Annotated in this window: 15 protein-coding genes; 7 read left to right on the top strand and 8 right to left on the bottom strand. The window is 71.9% G+C overall.

The features are described from left to right. The first annotated feature begins 63 nt into the window (after positions 1-63). Positions 64-603, top strand: a complete 540-nt coding sequence (locus ACFVHK_RS08590) for a PadR family transcriptional regulator (RefSeq protein WP_376928446.1) — start codon at positions 64-66, stop codon at positions 601-603. Positions 604-622: 19 nt separating this feature from the next. Here the strand turns inward: ACFVHK_RS08590 and ACFVHK_RS08595 are convergent, their stop codons facing one another. Continuing rightward, complete coding sequence (locus ACFVHK_RS08595; RefSeq protein ID WP_129234836.1) at positions 623-2,161, bottom strand: helix-turn-helix transcriptional regulator; 1,539 nt, start codon at positions 2,159-2,161, stop codon at positions 623-625. Between the two features lie 236 nt (positions 2,162-2,397). Here ACFVHK_RS08595 and ACFVHK_RS08600 point away from each other — a divergent pair, with 236 nt between their 5' ends. The 3 genes from ACFVHK_RS08600 to ACFVHK_RS08610 are packed head-to-tail and all read left to right on the top strand — an operon-like array spanning position 2,398 to position 5,849. After that, positions 2,398-3,087, top strand: coding sequence for a hypothetical protein (locus tag ACFVHK_RS08600; RefSeq protein ID WP_376928447.1), 690 nt, complete (start codon positions 2,398-2,400; stop codon positions 3,085-3,087). 31 nt (positions 3,088-3,118) lie between these two features. After that, the gene (locus ACFVHK_RS08605) at positions 3,119-5,191 is read left to right on the top strand and encodes a sensor histidine kinase (protein WP_376928448.1); all 2,073 of its coding nucleotides are present in this window, start codon (positions 3,119-3,121) and stop codon (positions 5,189-5,191) included. After that, on the top strand, positions 5,181-5,849 hold the full coding sequence (locus ACFVHK_RS08610) for a response regulator (RefSeq protein ID WP_376928449.1): 669 nt from the start codon (positions 5,181-5,183) through the stop codon (positions 5,847-5,849). Before ACFVHK_RS08605 ends, ACFVHK_RS08610 begins: the two co-directional genes overlap by 11 nt. A 136-nt stretch (positions 5,850-5,985) precedes the next feature. Here ACFVHK_RS08610 and ACFVHK_RS08615 read toward each other — a convergent pair whose 3' ends face one another. After that, a complete protein-coding gene (locus ACFVHK_RS08615; protein ID WP_376928450.1) occupies positions 5,986-6,444 on the bottom strand; it encodes a winged helix-turn-helix transcriptional regulator in 459 nt (152 codons plus the stop codon). Between the two features lie 85 nt (positions 6,445-6,529). On the opposite strand from ACFVHK_RS08615, the gene ACFVHK_RS08620 reads away from it, so the two are divergent. Beyond that, complete coding sequence (locus tag ACFVHK_RS08620) at positions 6,530-7,384, top strand: NAD-dependent epimerase/dehydratase family protein (RefSeq protein ID WP_376928451.1); 855 nt, start codon at positions 6,530-6,532, stop codon at positions 7,382-7,384. A gap of 55 nt (positions 7,385-7,439) precedes the next feature. Here the strand turns inward: ACFVHK_RS08620 and ACFVHK_RS08625 are convergent, their stop codons facing one another. From ACFVHK_RS08625 to ACFVHK_RS08650, 6 genes are all read right to left on the bottom strand, one after another. After that, positions 7,440-9,116: an amidohydrolase gene (locus ACFVHK_RS08625; protein WP_376928452.1), complete on the bottom strand. Its 1,677-nt coding sequence runs from the start codon at positions 9,114-9,116 to the stop codon at positions 7,440-7,442. A gap of 117 nt (positions 9,117-9,233) precedes the next feature. After that, entirely contained in the window at positions 9,234-10,172 is a 939-nt protein-coding gene (locus tag ACFVHK_RS08630; protein ID WP_376928453.1) for an ABC transporter permease, read from the bottom strand. Beyond that, on the bottom strand, positions 10,169-11,062 hold the full coding sequence (locus ACFVHK_RS08635; RefSeq protein WP_376928454.1) for an ABC transporter permease: 894 nt from the start codon (positions 11,060-11,062) through the stop codon (positions 10,169-10,171). Before ACFVHK_RS08635 ends, ACFVHK_RS08630 begins: the two co-directional genes overlap by 4 nt. Continuing rightward, positions 11,055-12,242 carry a polyamine ABC transporter substrate-binding protein gene (locus tag ACFVHK_RS08640; RefSeq protein ID WP_376928455.1) on the bottom strand — a complete coding sequence of 396 codons (1,188 nt, stop codon included), beginning with the start codon at positions 12,240-12,242 and terminating at the stop codon, positions 11,055-11,057. The genes ACFVHK_RS08635 and ACFVHK_RS08640 overlap by 8 nt, the downstream gene beginning before the upstream one ends. Positions 12,243-12,315: 73 nt before the next feature. Then, complete coding sequence (locus tag ACFVHK_RS08645; protein ID WP_376928456.1) at positions 12,316-13,500, bottom strand: ABC transporter ATP-binding protein; 1,185 nt, start codon at positions 13,498-13,500, stop codon at positions 12,316-12,318. Positions 13,501-13,720: 220 nt separating this feature from the next. Further along, positions 13,721-14,047 (bottom strand): hypothetical protein, encoded by a 327-nt coding sequence (locus ACFVHK_RS08650; protein ID WP_376928457.1) that lies wholly within the window; start codon positions 14,045-14,047, stop codon positions 13,721-13,723. 210 nt (positions 14,048-14,257) lie between these two features. On the opposite strand from ACFVHK_RS08650, the gene aceA reads away from it, so the two are divergent. Together aceA and aceB are read left to right on the top strand one after the other, a co-directional pair. After that, entirely contained in the window at positions 14,258-15,583 is a 1,326-nt protein-coding gene (gene aceA, locus ACFVHK_RS08655) for an isocitrate lyase (protein WP_376928458.1), read from the top strand. 34 nt (positions 15,584-15,617) lie between these two features. Beyond that, positions 15,618-17,309, top strand: coding sequence for a malate synthase A (gene aceB, locus ACFVHK_RS08660; RefSeq protein ID WP_376928459.1), 1,692 nt, complete (start codon positions 15,618-15,620; stop codon positions 17,307-17,309). Positions 17,310-17,333: the final 24 nt, after the last annotated feature.

The following is a 17,333-nucleotide window of genomic DNA, read 5'->3' on the forward strand; positions in this document are numbered from 1 at the left end:
CGAGATTCGCGCTTCGCCGACAAGGGCCGGCGTGCAGGGCGGATGTCGCGGAGGGAGCACGGTGTGGGCAACGTGATCCTCGGGCTGCTCATGCTGCTCGGGCCGCAGACGCTGTACTCGCTCAACGCGCAGTTCCAGCGGGGGCCGTCGCTCTTCTACCGCGCGAGCTTCGGAAGCCTGCAGAGTGCGCTGCGCGGCCTGGTCGCGTCGGGGTACGTGACGGTCGAGGGGGTCGTCGAAGGCGGGCGCAGCAAGAAGATCCACACGATCACCGACGAGGGCGTCACGGCGTTCCACGGCTGGATCCGGTCGCCGCTCGCCGGCGGCGACCTCGAGGTCGCGGCGCTCAGCCGGCTCTTCCTGCTCGGACTCGTCGACGACGCCGGCGAGCGACGCGACATCCTCGACCACATCGTCGCGGAGGTCGAGCGCGAGCTCGCGCGACTCGAGGAGTTCGCGGCGACGCTGGACGAGCAGGCCGACGCCGTGCCCGACGAGTACCGCGAGGTGTTCCGTTACCAGCGCGCGACGCTCGACTACGGGCTCACGGCCCATCGCGCCGGCCTCGCCTGGTTCCGCGACCTCGCCGCCGGCGAGACCTGAGCCGCCCCGCCGTGCGGGCTCACCCGCGAGGCGCGTGCGCCTCGAGGAACTGGTAGACCTCGGTCTGGTCCACGCCCGGGAAGGTGCCCGTGGGCAGCGCGGCGAGGAGCGAGGTCGGCGTGCGCGCGGCCGGCCACGAGGCATCCGCCCACTTGCCCGCGAGCTCGTCGGGCGCGCGGCGGCAGCACGACTCGTCGGGACAACGCGACACCGCACGGTGCGGTGTCTCGCGCCCGCGGAACCACTTCACGTGCTCGAACGGCACCCCGACCGACACCGAGTACTCGCCCTCCTTGGCCTTCTCGATGCGCGACGTGCACCAGAACGTGCCTGACGACGTGTCGGTGTACTGGTACCAGGGGCTGAAGCGGTCCTCGACGTCGAACACCGTGCGGGCCGTCCAGTTGCGGCACACGGTCGTGCCCTCGACCGCGCCGAGCGCGTCGGAGGGGAAGCGCACCGAGTCGTTCTCGTACGCCTTGATGATCGTGCCCGACTCGTGCACCTTCATGAAGTGCACCGGGATGTCGAGGCGCGCCGTCGCCAGGTTCGTGAACCGGTGCGCGGCCGTCTCGTACGACACCGCGAAGTGGTCGCGAAGCTCCTCCATCGAGATGCGGCGCAGGTTCTTCGCCTCCGAGAGGTAGCGGACGGCGGCCTGCTCGGGCAGCAGGATGGCTGCCGTGAGGTAGTTCGTCTCGATGCGCTGGCGCAGGAAGTCGCCGTAGTTGCCGGGCTCCTCGTGGCCGAGCAGGTGCGAAGCGAGCGCCTGCAGGATCGGCGAGCGCGAGTCGCGCGACGGCGACTGCTGCGTGGGCAGGTAGATGCGCCCGTTGCGCTTGTCGGTCACCGACCTGGTCGAGTGGGGCAGGTCGCCGACGTAGTGCAGCGAGTAGCCGAGGTGGCTCGCCATGTCGGCGACCAACTGGTGGGAGACCGGGCCGCCGGCGTGGCCGACCGCCTCGAGGAGCTCCGCCGCCTTCGCCTCGAGCTCGGGGTAGAAGTTGTCGCGGGCGCGCATCTCGGCGCGCAGCTGCGCGTTCGCGCGCCGCGCCTCCTCCGGGGTCGCCGCGCGTTCGCGGTGCAGTCGGTCGATCTCGTTGTGCAGCGCGAGGATGGTCTGCAGCGTCTGGTCGTTCATGGTCTTCGCCACGCGGAACGGGTCGAGTCCGAGTGCGGCGAAGACCGGCCCGCGCTGCGCGCGCTCGACGGCGATCTCGAGCGCGGCGCGTTCGGATGGGGCATCCGGCCGCAGCAGCTCGTCGGCCGTGGTGCCGAGTGCGAGGGCGATCGTGCGGAGCATCGACAGGCGGGGTTCGCGCTTGCCGTTCTCGATCGCGGAGACCTGGCTCGGCGCTCGGTCGATCGCCTCGGCCAGGCGGCCCAGGGTCATGCCCGCTGCGAGGCGGCGCTCGCGGATGCGTCGACCGAGCGTCAGCGCGTCGACCTCGTCGGGCCCGGGCTCGGGCGGAGCCCCGACCGCGCCGACCGTCGTGGCGGGCGCGGCGGCGTACGCGGCGTGCGGGACCCGGGTGCGGGTTCGATCGGCGGTGACCATGCCCCATGCTCACACGGGCACCCGGATGGCGCAAACCGAACAACCACGGAAGTTCTGCTTCTTCGAAGGCGATTCGGCCGTCCGGTCGGAAATGCGTGGTGATCAACGCCGAAGAACATGACGACTTCTGTTCCTCGGACGACGGAGCGCGCGAAGTTGGGACCGACGGTCCCGTGCGGCCGGGACATCGGGACGGGCAGCGTGGAGGCATCGAATCCTCACGGAAGGAGCCCGCCATGTCCACGCGAGCCGACGACCCCGCCATCCCGACGACGCGGACCCGGAACCGATTCCAGCCGGCACGGCTGCTCGGCGCCGCGTTCCTCGTCATGTTCGGCGCCGGCGCCGTCATCTTCACCCTGCCGCCCTACGTCTACGAGGGCAGCACGCTCGACGACTTCGCCGCGGCCCATTCCGACGACGTGCGGCTCAACCTGACGTCGCTGGTCGGCGTCGTGCTCTTCCCACTCGCCGGCGTCCTCGTCGCCTGGGCCGCGGCGTTCCTGCGACGATCGGTCGACGTCGGACGCACCTCGCCCTCGATCGGCGGGCAGCTCGGCGTCGTCGGTGCCGCGATCGTGGCGGTCGGGTCGCTCGTGGCCGGGGCCGCCTCGTCCGCCGGCGCGCACGTCGCCGCCGGCACCGTCGACGGCGGCTTCGCGCCGGTGCCCGAGGTCGGGTACGGCCTCGAGATGCTCGCGAGCCAGGTGTTCAACGTGAGCACGATCGGACTCTCGGTGCTGCTGGTCGCGTTCGGCGTGACCGCATGGCGCTCGCGACGGCTGCCGAGGTGGCTCGCGTGGGCCGGGTTCGTGGTCGCCCCGCTCGTCCCCGTGGCATGGATGCTGGGCATGTTCCCGCTGCTGTTCGCGGTGGCCTGGGTCGCCGTCGCCACGGCCGTGGTGGATACTGAGCCTCAGGGCTGAGGCCGCGTCCAGCGTGGGAGGCGTCGATGCGATGAACGTGCTCCGGTCGCCCAGCACGTGGGCGTGGGTCGTGTGTGCGATCGCGTTCGCGTCGGGCGTCGCCCTCGCGGTCCTCGTCTTCCTCGAGCGCGACGACCTGCCCGTCGCCATCGTCGACCAGCTGCCGTTCTACGTCGGCGGCGCGGTGTTCGTCCCGTTCCTCGGGGTCACGGCCGCGATCATCCTCCGACGCCTGCCGCGGCACCCGCTCGGCTGGATCATCATGGTCGCCGCAGGCAGCATCATCCTGGACACCGCCGCGAGGTGGATCGTGATCGAGGGGTGGTACCTCGCTCCCGGGAGCCTGCCCGGCGTCGAGGTCGCGGCCTGGTTCGCCGAGTGGAGCTGGTACCCGGCGATGATGGCGCTGCTCACCTTCGTGCCGCTGCTCTTCCCCGACGGCCGGCCGCCGAGCCCACGGTGGCGGCCGGTGGTGATCATCCTCATCGTGTGGCTCGTCCTCGCCACCGTCGGATACGCGGTCTACCCGTCCGAGCCCGCCGACTTCGTCGACGTCCCTCGGGCGATCGCCTCCGATGCCGCCTTCCCCCTCGCCGTGCTCATGGTGCTGACCCCGGTCGCGATCGGGACCGGCTGGGCTGCGGTCCTCGTGCGACGGCGCCGTGCCCGCGGCGACGAGCGCGAGCAGCTGCGGTGGATGCTCTGGGCGGCGGCGATCGCGGTCGTCGGATGGGCCGTGCTGTTCGCGACGGGTGTCGCCGGCGTGGGGTGGGGCGACTGGTCGCCCGTCGTCGCGATCCTCCTCGGTTGGGGGCCGCTCGCGCTGGTCTTCCTCGCGGTCACGATCGCGATCGTGAAGTACCGGCTCTACGACATCGACCTCGTCATCAATCGGACGCTCGTCTACGGCGCGCTCACGATCACCTCGCTCGCCGTGTACGGCGCGGTCGTCCTCGCCGTGGGATCGATCGCGCCCGCGTCCGCGGACTGGCGGGTCTCGGTGCTCGTCGTGCTGGTGGTCGCGATCGCCGCCTACCCGCTGCGCGAGTGGCTGCAGCGCATCGTCAACCGCCTCATGTACGGCGACCGCGACAACCCGGCCCGCGCGATGTCGCGCCTTGCCCGCCAGGTCGCCGACACGGCGCTCGCCGAGGACCTGATGCCCGCCGTGACCGCCGGCGTCGGCGAGGCGCTGCGCGTGCCGTACGTCGCGGTCGTCCCGGCCGGGTCCGCACGGCCGATCGCGGCGTACGGAACCCGGACGAGCGAGGCGCAGGCGTTCCCGCTCGTGCACCAGGGCGAGGCGATCGGCACGCTCGAGGTGGGGCTCCGCGCCCGGGGCGAGGCGTTCTCCGCCGCCGACCGCCGGGTGCTGGAGGATCTCGCCAGGCAGGTCGCCGGGACCGTGCGGGCCGTGCAGCTCGCGGAGGACCTCCAGGCGTCGCGCGAGCAGCTCGTACTCGCCCGCGAGGAGGAGCGGCGGCGGCTCCGGCGGGACATCCACGACGGCATCGGATCGGCGCTCGCCGCGCTCGCGCTCCAGGCGGGGAACCTCCGGCGCTCGCTGCCGCCCGACTCGAACGGCGCCGAGGAACGCGTGACGAGGCTCGAGGGCGGCATCCGGGACGCCGTGCTCGACATCCGGCGGATCGTCGACGACCTCCGGCCGCCCGCGCTCGACGACCTCGGCCTCGCGGGCGCCATCCACGAGCGCGCCGACTCGCTCCTGCCCGGGCGGACCACGCTCGACCTCCGGACGCGCGGGGCGGTGCTGCCTGCCGCGCTCGAGGTCGCCGCCTACCGCATCGCGACCGAGGCGATGACCAACGCCGCCCGGCACAGCGGCGCGTCCTCGGTGCTCGTGCGCCTCGACGCCGGCGACGGCGCCCTGCGGATCGAGGTCTCGGACGACGGCGACGGGATGGCCGACACCGACGCCGCCGGCGCAGGCGCCGGCGCGGGCATCGGGCTCCGGTCGATGCGCGAACGCGCCGGCGAACTCGGCGGATCGTTCGAGGTCGTGACGCGGCCGGGCGGCGGGACGACCGTCCGCGCCGCGCTCCCGATCCCGCCAGAAGGGGAGGGCGCCGGTCATGACCGATGACCAGATCCGCGTGCTCGTCGTCGACGATCACCCCGTCTACCGGGAAGGGCTCGTCGGCGTCTTCGCCGAGGCGCCCGCACTCGTCGTCGTCGGGACCGCGGCCGACGGCCCCGACGCCGTGCGGGAGGCCGAGCGACTGCAGCCGGACGTCGTGCTCATGGACGTCAACCTGCCCACACTGAGCGGCATCGAGGCGACGCGGACGATCGTTCGGGCGAGCCCGCACATCGCGGTCCTCGTCCTGACGATGGTCGATGATCACGACGCCGTGTTCGCCGCGATGCGGGCGGGGGCTCGCGGGTACCTGCTGAAGGGGGCCACGCCCGAGGAGATCGTGCGCGCCACCGCCGCCGTGGCCGCCGGCGACGCCGTGTTCGGGTCGGGGATCGCGGGCCGCGTCCTCGCCTACTTCTCCGCCGAGCGGACGCGGGGGGCCTCGGCGGCGGCATTCCCGACGCTCACCGCTCGGGAGCGCGAGGTCCTCGAACTGATCGCCTCCGGCGCCCGCAACCAGGAGATCGCGCGCGAACTCTACGTGAGTCCGAAGACCGTCCGGAACCACATCTCCAACATCTTCACCAAGCTCCACGTCGCCGACCGCGACGAGGCCATCGCCCTCGCGCGCGACGCGGGCGTCGGCCGCGAGGATCAGCGCTGACCGCCCCGTCACCGTCGCGGGCTCCGGGCACGACCGCGGCCGATGCGCGAGGCCTTCTCGCGCCCGGACTGGGCGCTCGAGGTCGAGGGGCTGGACGACGACGTGCGCGCACAGCTCGGCGCCTGACGCCGGACGCTCAGTCCGGACCGGCGACCTCCCCGTCGACCGCGGCGCGGTGCCGCTCGCGGGAGGCGAGCACCTCGGGCACGTGGGCCTCCGCCCAGGCCCGCATGGCCTGCATCGGCTCGAGCAGCGACCGGCCGAGCCCGGTCAGGGAGTACTCCACGCGGGGCGGCGAATCGGCATAGGCGCGCCGCTCGACGAGTCCGTCGGCCTCGAGCGCGCGCAGGGTCTCGGTGAGCACCTTCGGCGTGACGACGCCGACCCGGGCGCGGAGCTGCGTGAAGCGCATGGTGCCCTCGGCGAGTGCGAGGATCACGAACATCGACCACCGCTCGCCGATCCTGCCGAAGACCACTCGGCTCGGGCAGTTCGGGTCGAGCACGTCCTGCGTGTCCGGATCGAACGGCGCGCCGAGCGGCGCCGCGTCGGCCGAACGGCGACGGGCGATCTGTGCGCTGCTGGTGGTGGGCATGTCGTCTCCGATGTTCGATTCGACGTGGTTCCCCCGAGGGAACTTCCGTTGAAGTAACCGGTATCCGATCCATACCGTACGTCATATGAGAACACTTCTGACCGGGGGAACCGGATTCATCGGATCGGCCGTCCTGGACGTGCTCGTCGCGGCCGGGCACGACGTGGTCGCCGCGGTGCGCAGCGACGCGGCGGCGGCGGATGTCACGGCGCGCGGCGCCGCCGCGGTGCACCTCGACCTCTTCGACCCCGACGCCGTCGAATCCGCGCTCGCCGACGTCGACGCCGCCATCCACGCGGCCGCGGCCGACCAGGGAGCGGCCGACCTCGACCGAGCGGTGGTCGACGGCGTCCTGCGGGCCTTCGCCGAACGCGGCCGGTTCGTGCTCACGAGCGGCATCTGGGTCCACGGCTCGGGGGACGACCTCGTCGAGGGCGACCCGCTCGACCCGGTCGACCTGGTCGCCTGGCGCGTGGCCCTCGAGGAGCGCGTGCGCGCCTCATCCGTCGACGCGCGCATCATCCGGCCCGGCGTCGTCTACGGCAGGGGGCGCGGGCTCGTGCCGATGCTGCTCGACGGTCCGCGCACCGACGACGGCTTCGTCCCGCTCATCGGCGACGGCCGGCAGCGGTGGTCGCTCGTGCACGTCGACGACCTCGCGCGGCTCTACCTCGCCGTGCTCGAGCACACGGGCCCGATCCCGCGGGTCATCGCCGTGGACGGCGCGCCGACCTCGGTGCGGGCGATCGCCGAGCGCATCGGCGGACGCATGGTCGCGCCCGAGAGCGCGGATGCCACGCGCGCACGCCTCGGCGACGCGTTCGCCGGTGCGCTCCTGCTCGACCAGGCCGCGACCGGGGCGTTCGCGCGGTCCCTCGGGTGGGAGCCCGAGCACCGGAGCGTCCTCGACGAGCTCGACGCGGTCAGGTCGGCGGCCTGAGCCGGGCCGCCGACCACGCCTGCGCCCGAATGGGGCGCCGGCGGGACGGCGCGCCTCAGGCCGCGCGCACCGCCCCCGCGTCATCCGCCGCGTAGACGCGCTCGCCGTCGACGAACGTCTGCTCGACGCGCGTCGCGCCGATCTCGTCGGATGCGCCGGCGAACGGGTCGCGGTCGAGCACGACCAGGTCGGCGTACTTGCCCACCTGGATCGTCCCGGTCACGTCGTCGAGGTGGTTCACCCACGCCGAGCCGGCGGTGTATGCCGTGAGCGAGGTCGCGAGGTCGATCGCCTGCTCGGGCAGGAACGCCTCGTAGTCGCCCTCGGCGTAGGCGGGCGCCGACTTCCGGTTCACGGCCGTGTGGATCGCGGCGAGCGGATCGGGCGTCGAGACCGACCAGTCGCTGCCCGCCGCGAGCACCGCGCCGGAGCGCAGCAGGTCGCCGAAGGGGTACTGCCAGGCGCTGCGCGGGTCGCCGAGGAACGGCAGCGTGAGGTCGACCATCTGCGGCTCGAGCGCCGCCCAGAGCGACTGCATGTTCGCCGCGACGCCGAGCTCGCGGAACCGCGGGACGTCCTCGGGGTGGACGACCTGGATGTGCGCGATGTGGTGACGGTGGTCGTTGCGGCCGTTCGCGGCGATGGCGTGCTCGACCGCGTCGAGGCACTCGCGCACGGCCCGATCGCCGATGGCGTGGAAGTGCAGCTGGAAGCCGAGGCGGTCGAGCTCGGCCGCGGCGGGGTTCAGCACGGCGGGGTCGACGAACGAGATGCCGGAGTTGTCGGTGAAGTGCCCGTGGCCGTCGCAGTACGGTTCGAGCATCGAGGCGGTGAAGTTCTCGGCGACGCCGTCCTGCATGATCTTGATGCTCGTGGCGGCGAACCGGTCCGCGCGGTACGCGTCGCGCTTGGCGACGAGGTCGGGGATCTGCTCGATGCCGCGCGTGCGGTCCCACCAGATCGCGCCGACGACGCGGCCGGTGAGCGTCCCGGCGTTGGCTGCCGCGACGTACGCGGGACCGGGGTCGCCGGCGTCGCCGTACGTACCGACGATCGCGTCCTGCCACGCGGTGACGCCGTAGGAGTGCAGGTACCGCTGGCCGAGGAGCACCGCCTCGGTGAGCGTCTCGAGGGTGGTCTCGGGGAGGAGGCGGTTCACGAGCGACATCGCCCCCTCGTGAAGGGTGCCGCTGGGGTGACCATCGGCGTCGCGCTCGATCCGGCCGTCCGCGGGATCCGGGGTGTCGCGGTCGATCCCCGCGAGCCGCAGCGCGGCCGAGTTCACCCAGGCGCCGTGCCCGTCGCGGTTGGGCAGGAAGGCCGGGCGGTCGGGCACGACCCGGTCGAGGGCCGCAGCGGTCGGGGTCCCACCGGGGAACGCCGACATGGACCATCCGCCGCCGAGCACCCACTCGTCGTCGCGGTGCGCTGCCGAGTACTCCGCGATGCGCGACAGGTACTCGTCCTGCGTCGAGAGCTCGGCGAGGTCGCAGCGCATCAGGTCGAGCCCGCCCCAGACCGGGTGGACGTGCGCATCCTGGAATCCGGGCACGAGCAGCCGCCCGCGGAGGTCGACGACCTCGGTCGACGCGCCGATCAGGTCGCGGACGTACTCGTCGGATCCGACCGCGACGATGCGGCCGCCGCGCACGGCGACCGCGGTCGCTCGGGAGCGGACGGTGTCGGCCGTGAAGACGGGTCCGCCCGTGAAGACGAGGTCGGCGTGGGTCATGGCGATGGGCTCCTTCGGATCGCGGACAGGACGGGAGTGGGCGGGGGAGGAGGTGCAGGGGCGGAGCGGATGCCGCGCGGCCGCGGCGTTCGGGTCGGACCGCGGCCGCGCGGGGCTTCAGCCGCCCGACATGGTGCGGGCGATCTGCGTCGCCGAGTCGCCGGCGCGCTTCAGCACGACCGCGACGAGGGCGAGGGCGGCGAGCGTGAGCAGGAGCATCACGGTCGACACGGCGGCGATCTCGGGTCGGAGGCCGCCGCGCAGCGCGCTGAGCACGTACACGGGCCACGGCGTCGAGCCCGAGACCTGGACGAAGGCCGCGACGACGGTGTTGTCGAGGCTCAGCGTGAACGACAGCAGCAGGCCGGCGAGCACCGCGGGCATCGCGAGCGGCAGCGTCACGCGCCGGAAGGTCGTCAGCGGCCGCGCGTAGAGGTCGGCGGAGGCCTCCTCGAGCTGTGCGTCGAGGCCGACCAACCGGGCTCGCACGATGTACGTCACGACCGCGGTCGAGAACAGCGAGTGGCCGACGACGAGGCGCACGGTGCCGTCGTTGAAGATCGACAGCCCGGCGTCCTGGCCGAGGAACACGAGCCACGGCAGGAGGGCGACGGCGTCGACGATCTCGGGCGTGACCGAGACGAGCAGCAGCAGCCCGATGAACCAGAGCGCCCACTTGCCGGGCTTGCGGGCGAGCGCGATCCCGGCGAGCGTGCCGAGGAGCGTCGCGAGCACCGCCGCGATCGCACCGGTCCGCAGCGACACCGCGACCGCGTCGCGCACCGCGGGCTTCTCCCAGAGCGCCCGGTAGGGCTCGAACCCGAACTCGTTCCACGCGATGAGCAGTCGCCCGTTGTTGAACGAGTACACGAGGATCACGATGATCGGCGCGAACAGGAACAGGAAGACGAGCACGCTCCACACCGTCAGGCCGATGTCGACGGGGGAACGTCGCGCGCGACGCGCGACCGGCGCGGGGGGCGTGCGGGGCGCGGATGCCTCGGCGGCGCCGGGCGCGGCATCCGTCAGCGTCGCCTCGGGTGCGGTGGTGGTCATGCCGTGGCCTCCAGGACGACGCGGTTGCGGACGCGGAACGGCAGCGACGCGAGCCAGAGCAGGAACCCCATCGCGGCCGCCGAGACCATGATCACGAGGATGAGCAGCACCGCCATCGCCGAGCCGAGCGCCCAGTTCTGCGCGGCCTGGAACTGGCTGGCCACCAACTGGCCCACCATGTTCCCCTGCGCGCCGCCGAGCACCGTCGCCGTGATGTAGTCGCCCATGAGCGGGATGTAGACGAGCAGCAGGCCCACGATGATCCCCGGACGGGCGAGTGGGAAGGTCACGCGGATGAACGTGCCCACCCGGTTCGCGCCGAGGTCCTTCGACGCCTCGCGCAGCGCGGGCCCGACGCGGTCGAACGCCACGTACAGCGGCAGGATCATGAGCGGCAGGTAGTTGTAGACGACGCCGATCAGCACGGCGGTGCGCGTGTACAGGATCGCGAGCGGGCCGTCGGTGATGCCGACGGTCTGGAGCAGCTGCGACATCCACCCCTCGGGGGCGAGGATGATCTGCCAGCCGATGGTGCGCACGAGGAAGTTCGTCCAGTACGGCACCATCACGAGGGCGATGAGCAGCCCGCGGCGGTGCGCGGGCGCCTTCACGGCCATCCAGTACGCGACCGGGAGGCCGATCGCGAGGCAGAGCAGGGTGCCCGCGATGCCGACCCACAGGGTGTTCATGAACACCTCGAAGAAGGTCGGCGAGAGGGCCTCGGCGTACCGGTCGAACGACAGCACGTCGGTCGCGTGGGTGCCGAAGATGCCCGGCTTGTAGCCGAAGCTGAAGTACAGCACCGCGCCGACCGGTACGACGAAGAAGGTGACGAGCCACGCCCACGCGGGAATCGCGAGGGCGAAGCTCGGCAGGCGGAGACTACGCACCGGCGGCGGCCTTCGCCTTGTTCCAGATGTCGACGTTGACCTGCTGGGCCTCGTTGACCTCGCCGTCGTTCATGGTCGCGATCTGCTCCTCGGTGAAGAACACGAGGTCGAGCATCTCGAGGCCGGCCTCGTTCGCGGCCTCCTCGATGCCGGCGGCGCCGGTGTGGTAGCCGATGTAGTCGACCTGGAGGAGCTGGTTCTCCGGGACCATCGTCCAGTCGATGAACGCGTGCGCCGCCTCCGGGTGCGGAGCGCCGACCGGGATCGCCCAGTTGTCCATCCAGAGCTCGGTCGCGGGCGAGCCGAGCACCCACTGCCAGCGGTCGGGGTCGGGCGACTCCATGATGCCGATGCGGGCGTCGCCGTTCCAGGCCTGCATGAGCACCTGGGTGGCCTGCGGGATCGCCTGGCCGCCGGGGTAGGAGTCGAACGCCGAGATGTGCGGGGCGAGCGTGTTGACGATGAAGTCCTCGCACGCGGCGAGGTCCGCCTCGTCGGTGGTGTTCCAGTCGATGCCGTTCGCCCAGTAGTAGAGGCCGGTGACCTCGGCCGGGTCGTCGAGCACGCTGGTCCTGCCGCTGGCCTCGTTCTGCGCGGCGTCGAGGAAGTCGTTCCAGTCCTTGAGCTCGCGCGTGATGACCGTCTTGTCGTAGACGAAGCCGGTGGTGCCCCACGCCTTGCAGATCGAGTACTCGTTCTCGGGGTCCCAGCTCCGGCCGAGGAACGCGGGGTCCATGTGCTCGATGTTCGGCAGCAGGTCCTTGTTCAGCGGCTGGATGATGCCGTTCTCGATCATCTGGGGGATGAACGCGCCGGTCGGGACGATGATGTCGTAGCCCGACGTGCCCTTCGCGGCGACCAGCTTCGAGATCAGCTCCTCGTTCGAGCCGTAGGAGTCGAACGTGACCTTCGGGCCGAAGTCGGACGTGAACGACGCGACGACGTCGGGCGAGTCGTAGTCGCCCCACGTGTAGATGTTGAGCGAGGCCTCGAGCTCGCCGCCGGTGGCGACCGGCGCCGAGGAGGTGCCGCCGCCGGGCGAGGAGCACGCCGCGAGGAACGCCGTGCCGCCCATGGCGGCGGCGAAGCTCAGGAACCGGCGGCGGTCGATCGCGCGCTGGAGGATCGGCACCTGCTCGGTGCTCGCGAGGATCCGGATGGGGGTGGACTTCTCGGCCATGTCGCTCCTTGGGGGTCGGGCGGATTGCTGGGTTCGGTGGTGCGTCGGGCGGTTCGGGTGCGTTCGGGCGTCGTCAGTGCGTCGGCGGCGCGACGTAGCCGCCGGCCGCGGCCGCGTCGTCGGACGGGAAGACCTGCACGCTCGCGTCGCTCCACGAGCACGAGACCGCCTGGCCGACGGCGAGGTCGGGGGCCTCCGGGGTGGGGCGACGTGCGATGAGGCTCTGGTCGTCGCCGAGCCGGACGAGGTACTGCATCGTCTCGCCGAGGTGGGAGACGCCGAGCAGGGTGCCCTGCACGCGGTTCGCCCCGGTCGCGGGGGCGCCGGCCGCGGCATCCGCCTCGATGCGCACGAACTCGGGGCGCACTGCGGCCTGCACCGACGTGCCGTCGGCGAGGGGGGCGAGGCGGTCCGAGCGGATGCCGCGCACGAGGCCGTGCTCGGACTCGACCGCCGAGCCGCCCTCGGTCGCGGTCCCGCGGAAGAAGTTCTGCTGGCCGACGAACGCGGCGACGTAGGCCGACGTGGGCCGGGCGTAGATCGTGTCGGCGTCGGCGAGCTGTTCGATGCGGCCGTCGCGCATGATCGCGATGCGGTCGCTCATCGAGAGCGCCTCGCCCTGGTCGTGCGTGACGAACACGAACGTGATGCCGAGTCGGGACTGCAGCAGCTTCAGCTCGAGCTGCATCTCCTCGCGGAGCTGGCGGTCGAGCGCGCCGAGCGGCTCGTCGAGGAGCAGCACCGACGGGCGGTTGACGAGCGCGCGGGCCAGCGCCACGCGCTGCTGCTGCCCGCCGGAGAGCTGGGTCGGCTTGCGGTCGGCGAAGCGACGCATCTGGACGAGGTCGAGCGCCTCGGAGACGCGCTGGCGGACCTCGGCCTTCGGCGTGCGGCGCTGCTGGAGGCCGTAGGCGACGTTCTCGGCGACGGTCATGTGCGGGAAGAGCGCGTACGCCTGGAAGACGGTGTTGACGTCACGGCGGTAGGGCGGCGCACCCAGGACGGATCGTCCGGAGATGCGGATGTCGCCCTCGTCGGGCTGTTCGAACCCGGCGATCATGCGCAGGGTCGTCGTCTTGCCGCAGCCGGACGGGCCGAGCAGCGAGATGAACTCGCCGGGCTGGATGGTGAGCGACAGGCCGTCGACCGCGATCGCGTCGCCGTAGCGCTTCGTGACCTGCTGGAGCTCGACGGAGCCCGATGCGGCATCCTGCTGGTCAGGGTGTGAGACGGTCCTCGCCTCGGTCGCTGTCGTCACCTGTGGGCACCTCCGGTTCACTGACGCCGCGTCGCGTCCGGCCATTCAAACCCTTGTTGCACGCGTGTGCAATGGACACGTGGATAACCGGACGAACCTCCGCCCGAGGCGGCTGTACCAGACAGATCGTCCGGAGGATCGTCACGCGGGCGAAACAGTGGGGCCGGATCCGTCATGCGGGCGAAACGCGGCGGCGGCGTCTGCGGTCGGCGGCCGAGGCCTACGCGTCGGAACCCGTACGGCCGGGCGAGGCCGAGTCGGGCTGAACGGGGTCGTCCATCGGCGACGTGCCGACCGACCGCGCCCGTTCGAGGCGTGTCAGCACGCGCAGGCCGGCGAACGTGGCGCCGAAGCCGACGCCCAGGCCGAGGACCACCAGCAGCCACCAGCGGGGATCCTCGCGGAGCCCGACGACCGCTCCGACGACCGCGAGCGCCGTGCCGAGCACCGGCCCGCAGACGAAGAGCGCGACGCCGAGCACGCCCAGCCGCGACCGTCGCCGCTCCAGGCGACGCTCGTCGTCGGTGAGGCCGTCGTCGTGCGTCACGCCCTCATTCTGCCCCCGGCGCCGCCGGGGCATCCGCCCGCCCCGCGGTTGTTCCGCGACGCGGAAGAACCGGGAAAGTTCACCCCCCGATTCGTCGTCGGACCCCGGTGCGGGGCACGCAGCATGGTTCCACAGACCCCCGGACGGCACCGCATGAGGAGCCGGACGGACCACGAGACATCCGCACCGCTGCACCGAAGGAGCACCACGATGAGCACCCAGAACCGCCCCGGCGACCAGACGCAGACCGCCGCCGAGCTCCAGCTCGAGTGGGACGCCGACCCCCGCTGGGAGGGCGTCAAGCGCGACTACACCGCCGAGGACGTCATCGCCCTCCGCGGCCCGGTCCGCGAGGAGCGCACGCTCGCCCGCCGCGGCGCCGAGAAGCTGTGGGAGAACATCCGGAAGAACACCGGCACCGCGTTCGAGCGCATGGAGGACCCGGAGTGGTCGGCCGCGCTCGGCGCCCTGACGGGCAACCAGGCCGTGCAGCAGGTGCGCGCCGGCCTCAAGGCGATCTACCTCTCGGGCTGGCAGGTCGCGGCAGACGCCAACCTGTCGGGCCAGACCTACCCCGACCAGTCGCTCTATCCCGCGAACTCGGTGCCGGCCGTGGTCCGCCGCATCAACAACGCGCTGCTGCGCGCCGGCCAGGTCGAGCAGGGCACCGACGACCGCGACTGGATGGCGCCGATCGTCGCCGACGCCGAGGCCGGCTTCGGCGGCCCGCTCAACGCCTACGAGCTCATGCACCAGATGATCGAGGCCGGCGCGGCCGGCGTGCACTGGGAGGACCAGCTCGCCAGTGAGAAGAAGTGCGGCCACATGGGCGGCAAGGTCCTGGTCCCGACCGGCCAGCACATCCGCACCATCAACGCGGCCCGCATGGCGGCGGATGTCGCGGGCGTGCCCTCGATCATCATCGCCCGCACCGACGCGCTCGCCGCGACCCTGCTGACGAGCGACCACGACGAGCGCGACAAGCCGTTCGTCACCGGCGAGCGCACCGCCGAGGGCTTCTACAACGTGCAGAACGGCATCGAGCCGGTCATCGCCCGCGGCCTCGCCTACGCCGAGTACGCCGACCTGCTGTGGGTCGAGTCGGCCGAGCCCGACCTCGAGCTCGCCCGCCGCTTCGCCGAGGCCGTGCACGCGAAGTTCCCGGGCAAGCGCCTCTCGTACAACTGCTCGCCGAGCTTCAACTGGAAGCGCCACCTCGACGACGACCAGATCGCGAAGTTCCAGCGCGAGCTCGCCGCGATGGGGTACGCGTTCCAGTTCATCACCCTGGCGGGCTTCCACTCCTTGAACCACGGCATGTTCACGCTCGCCAAGGACTACAACGAGCGCCACATGTCCGCGTACGTCGAGCTGCAGGAGGCCGAGTTCGCCTCCGAGGCCGACGGCTACACCGCCACGCGCCACCAGCGCGAGGTCGGCACCGGCTACTTCGACCAGATCGCCACGGCGCTGAACCCGAACAGCGCGACCCTCGCCCTCGTCGGATCGACCGAGGAAGAGCAGTTCCAGCACTGATCGACGGGCGCACGCCCGCGAAGGAGACGAGATCATGACCATCACCATCGAGCGACCGGACGCCATCGGCTCCGCTCGCGCGCAGACGACCACGCCCGAGCCGAAGCCGGCGACGGGCAGCTTCCAGACCGTGCAGCCGCACCTCGAGGTCACCGCGCCGCTCGGGCAGCGCTACGACGAGATCCTCACGCCCGAGGCGCTCGCGTTCCTCGCGAAGCTGCACGACCGCTTCGCGCACACCCGGCACGAGCTGCTCGCCGTCCGCCTGCAGACCCGGGTCGACGCGGCCAACGGCCGCGACCCGAAGTTCCTCCCCGAGACCGAGTGGATCCGGAACGACCGCACCTGGCGCGTCGCCGGCGCCGGCCCCGGCCTCGAGGACCGCCGCGTCGAGATCACCGGTCCGACCGACCGCAAGATGGCGATCAACGCGCTGAACTCCGGTGCGAAGGTGTGGCTCGCCGACCACGAGGACGCCACGAGCCCCACCTGGGCGAACGTCGTCGAGGGCCAGCTCTCGCTCTTCGACTTCCTGCGCGGCGAACTGGAGTACACGAGCCCCGAGGGCAAGGAGTACCGCGTCACGGCGACCGAGACGCCCACGATCGTCTTCCGCCCTCGCGGATGGCACCTCGTGGAGAAGCACCTGAAGTTCCACGACCGCGCGGGGCGTGCGATGCACGCCTCCGGGTCGCTGGTCGACTTCGGGCTCTACTTCTTCCACAACGCCAAGGCCCTCATCGAGGCCGGCCGCGGGCCGTACTTCTACCTGCCGAAGCTCGAGTCGCACCGCGAGGCGAAGCTCTGGAACGACATCTTCACCTTCGCCGAGGAGGAGATCGGCATTCCGCACGGCACGATCCGGGCGACCGTGCTGATCGAGACGATCCAGGCCGCGTTCCAGATGGACGAGATCCTGTACGAGCTGCGCGACCACTGCGCCGGCCTCAACGCCGGCCGCTGGGACTACATCTTCTCGATCGTGAAGACGTTCCGGTCGCGCGGCCGCCGCTGGGTCATGCCCGACCGCAAGTCGATCACGATGACGGTGCCGTTCATGCGGGCCTACACCGAGCTGCTCGTCTCGACCTGCCACCAGCGGGGCGCGCACGCCATCGGCGGCATGAGCGCGTTCATCCCGAACCGTCGCGACCCCGAGGTGACCGAGCGCGCGCTCGCCGCCGTCTCGGCCGACAAGCGTCGTGAGGCGGGCGACGGCTTCGACGGCACGTGGGTCGCGCACCCCGACCTCATCCCGACCGCACGCGCCGAGTTCGATGCGGTGCTGGGCGACCGGCCCAACCAGGTCGACCGCCTCCGCGAGGACGTCCGGGTCACCGCGGCGCAGCTGCTCGACATCCCGTCGATCGGCGGCGAGGTCACCGAGGCCGGCGTGTACGACAACGTCTCGATCTGCATCCGGTACATCGAGTCGTGGCTCCGAGGGACCGGCGCCGCGGCGATCGACAACCTGATGGAGGACGCCGCGACCGCGGAGATCTCGCGCTCGCAGGTGTGGCAGTGGCTGCACGACAACACGGTCACCGCCGAGGGCACGCGCATCGACCAGACGTCGATCGTGCGGATCATGGCGGCCGCCGTGGCCGACCTGCCCCGGTTCGAGGGCGACCGGTTCGACGACGCCATCTCGGTGTTCCGGTCGGTCGCGCTCGAGCCCGAGTTCCCGACGTTCCTCACCGTCGGGGCGTACGCCCGGTTCCTCTAGGCCGGGTCGCGCGTCAGCGCACGA

The sequence above is a fragment of the Agromyces binzhouensis genome, assembly GCF_042672355.1.
GTDB lineage: Bacteria > Actinomycetota > Actinomycetes > Actinomycetales > Microbacteriaceae > Agromyces > Agromyces binzhouensis.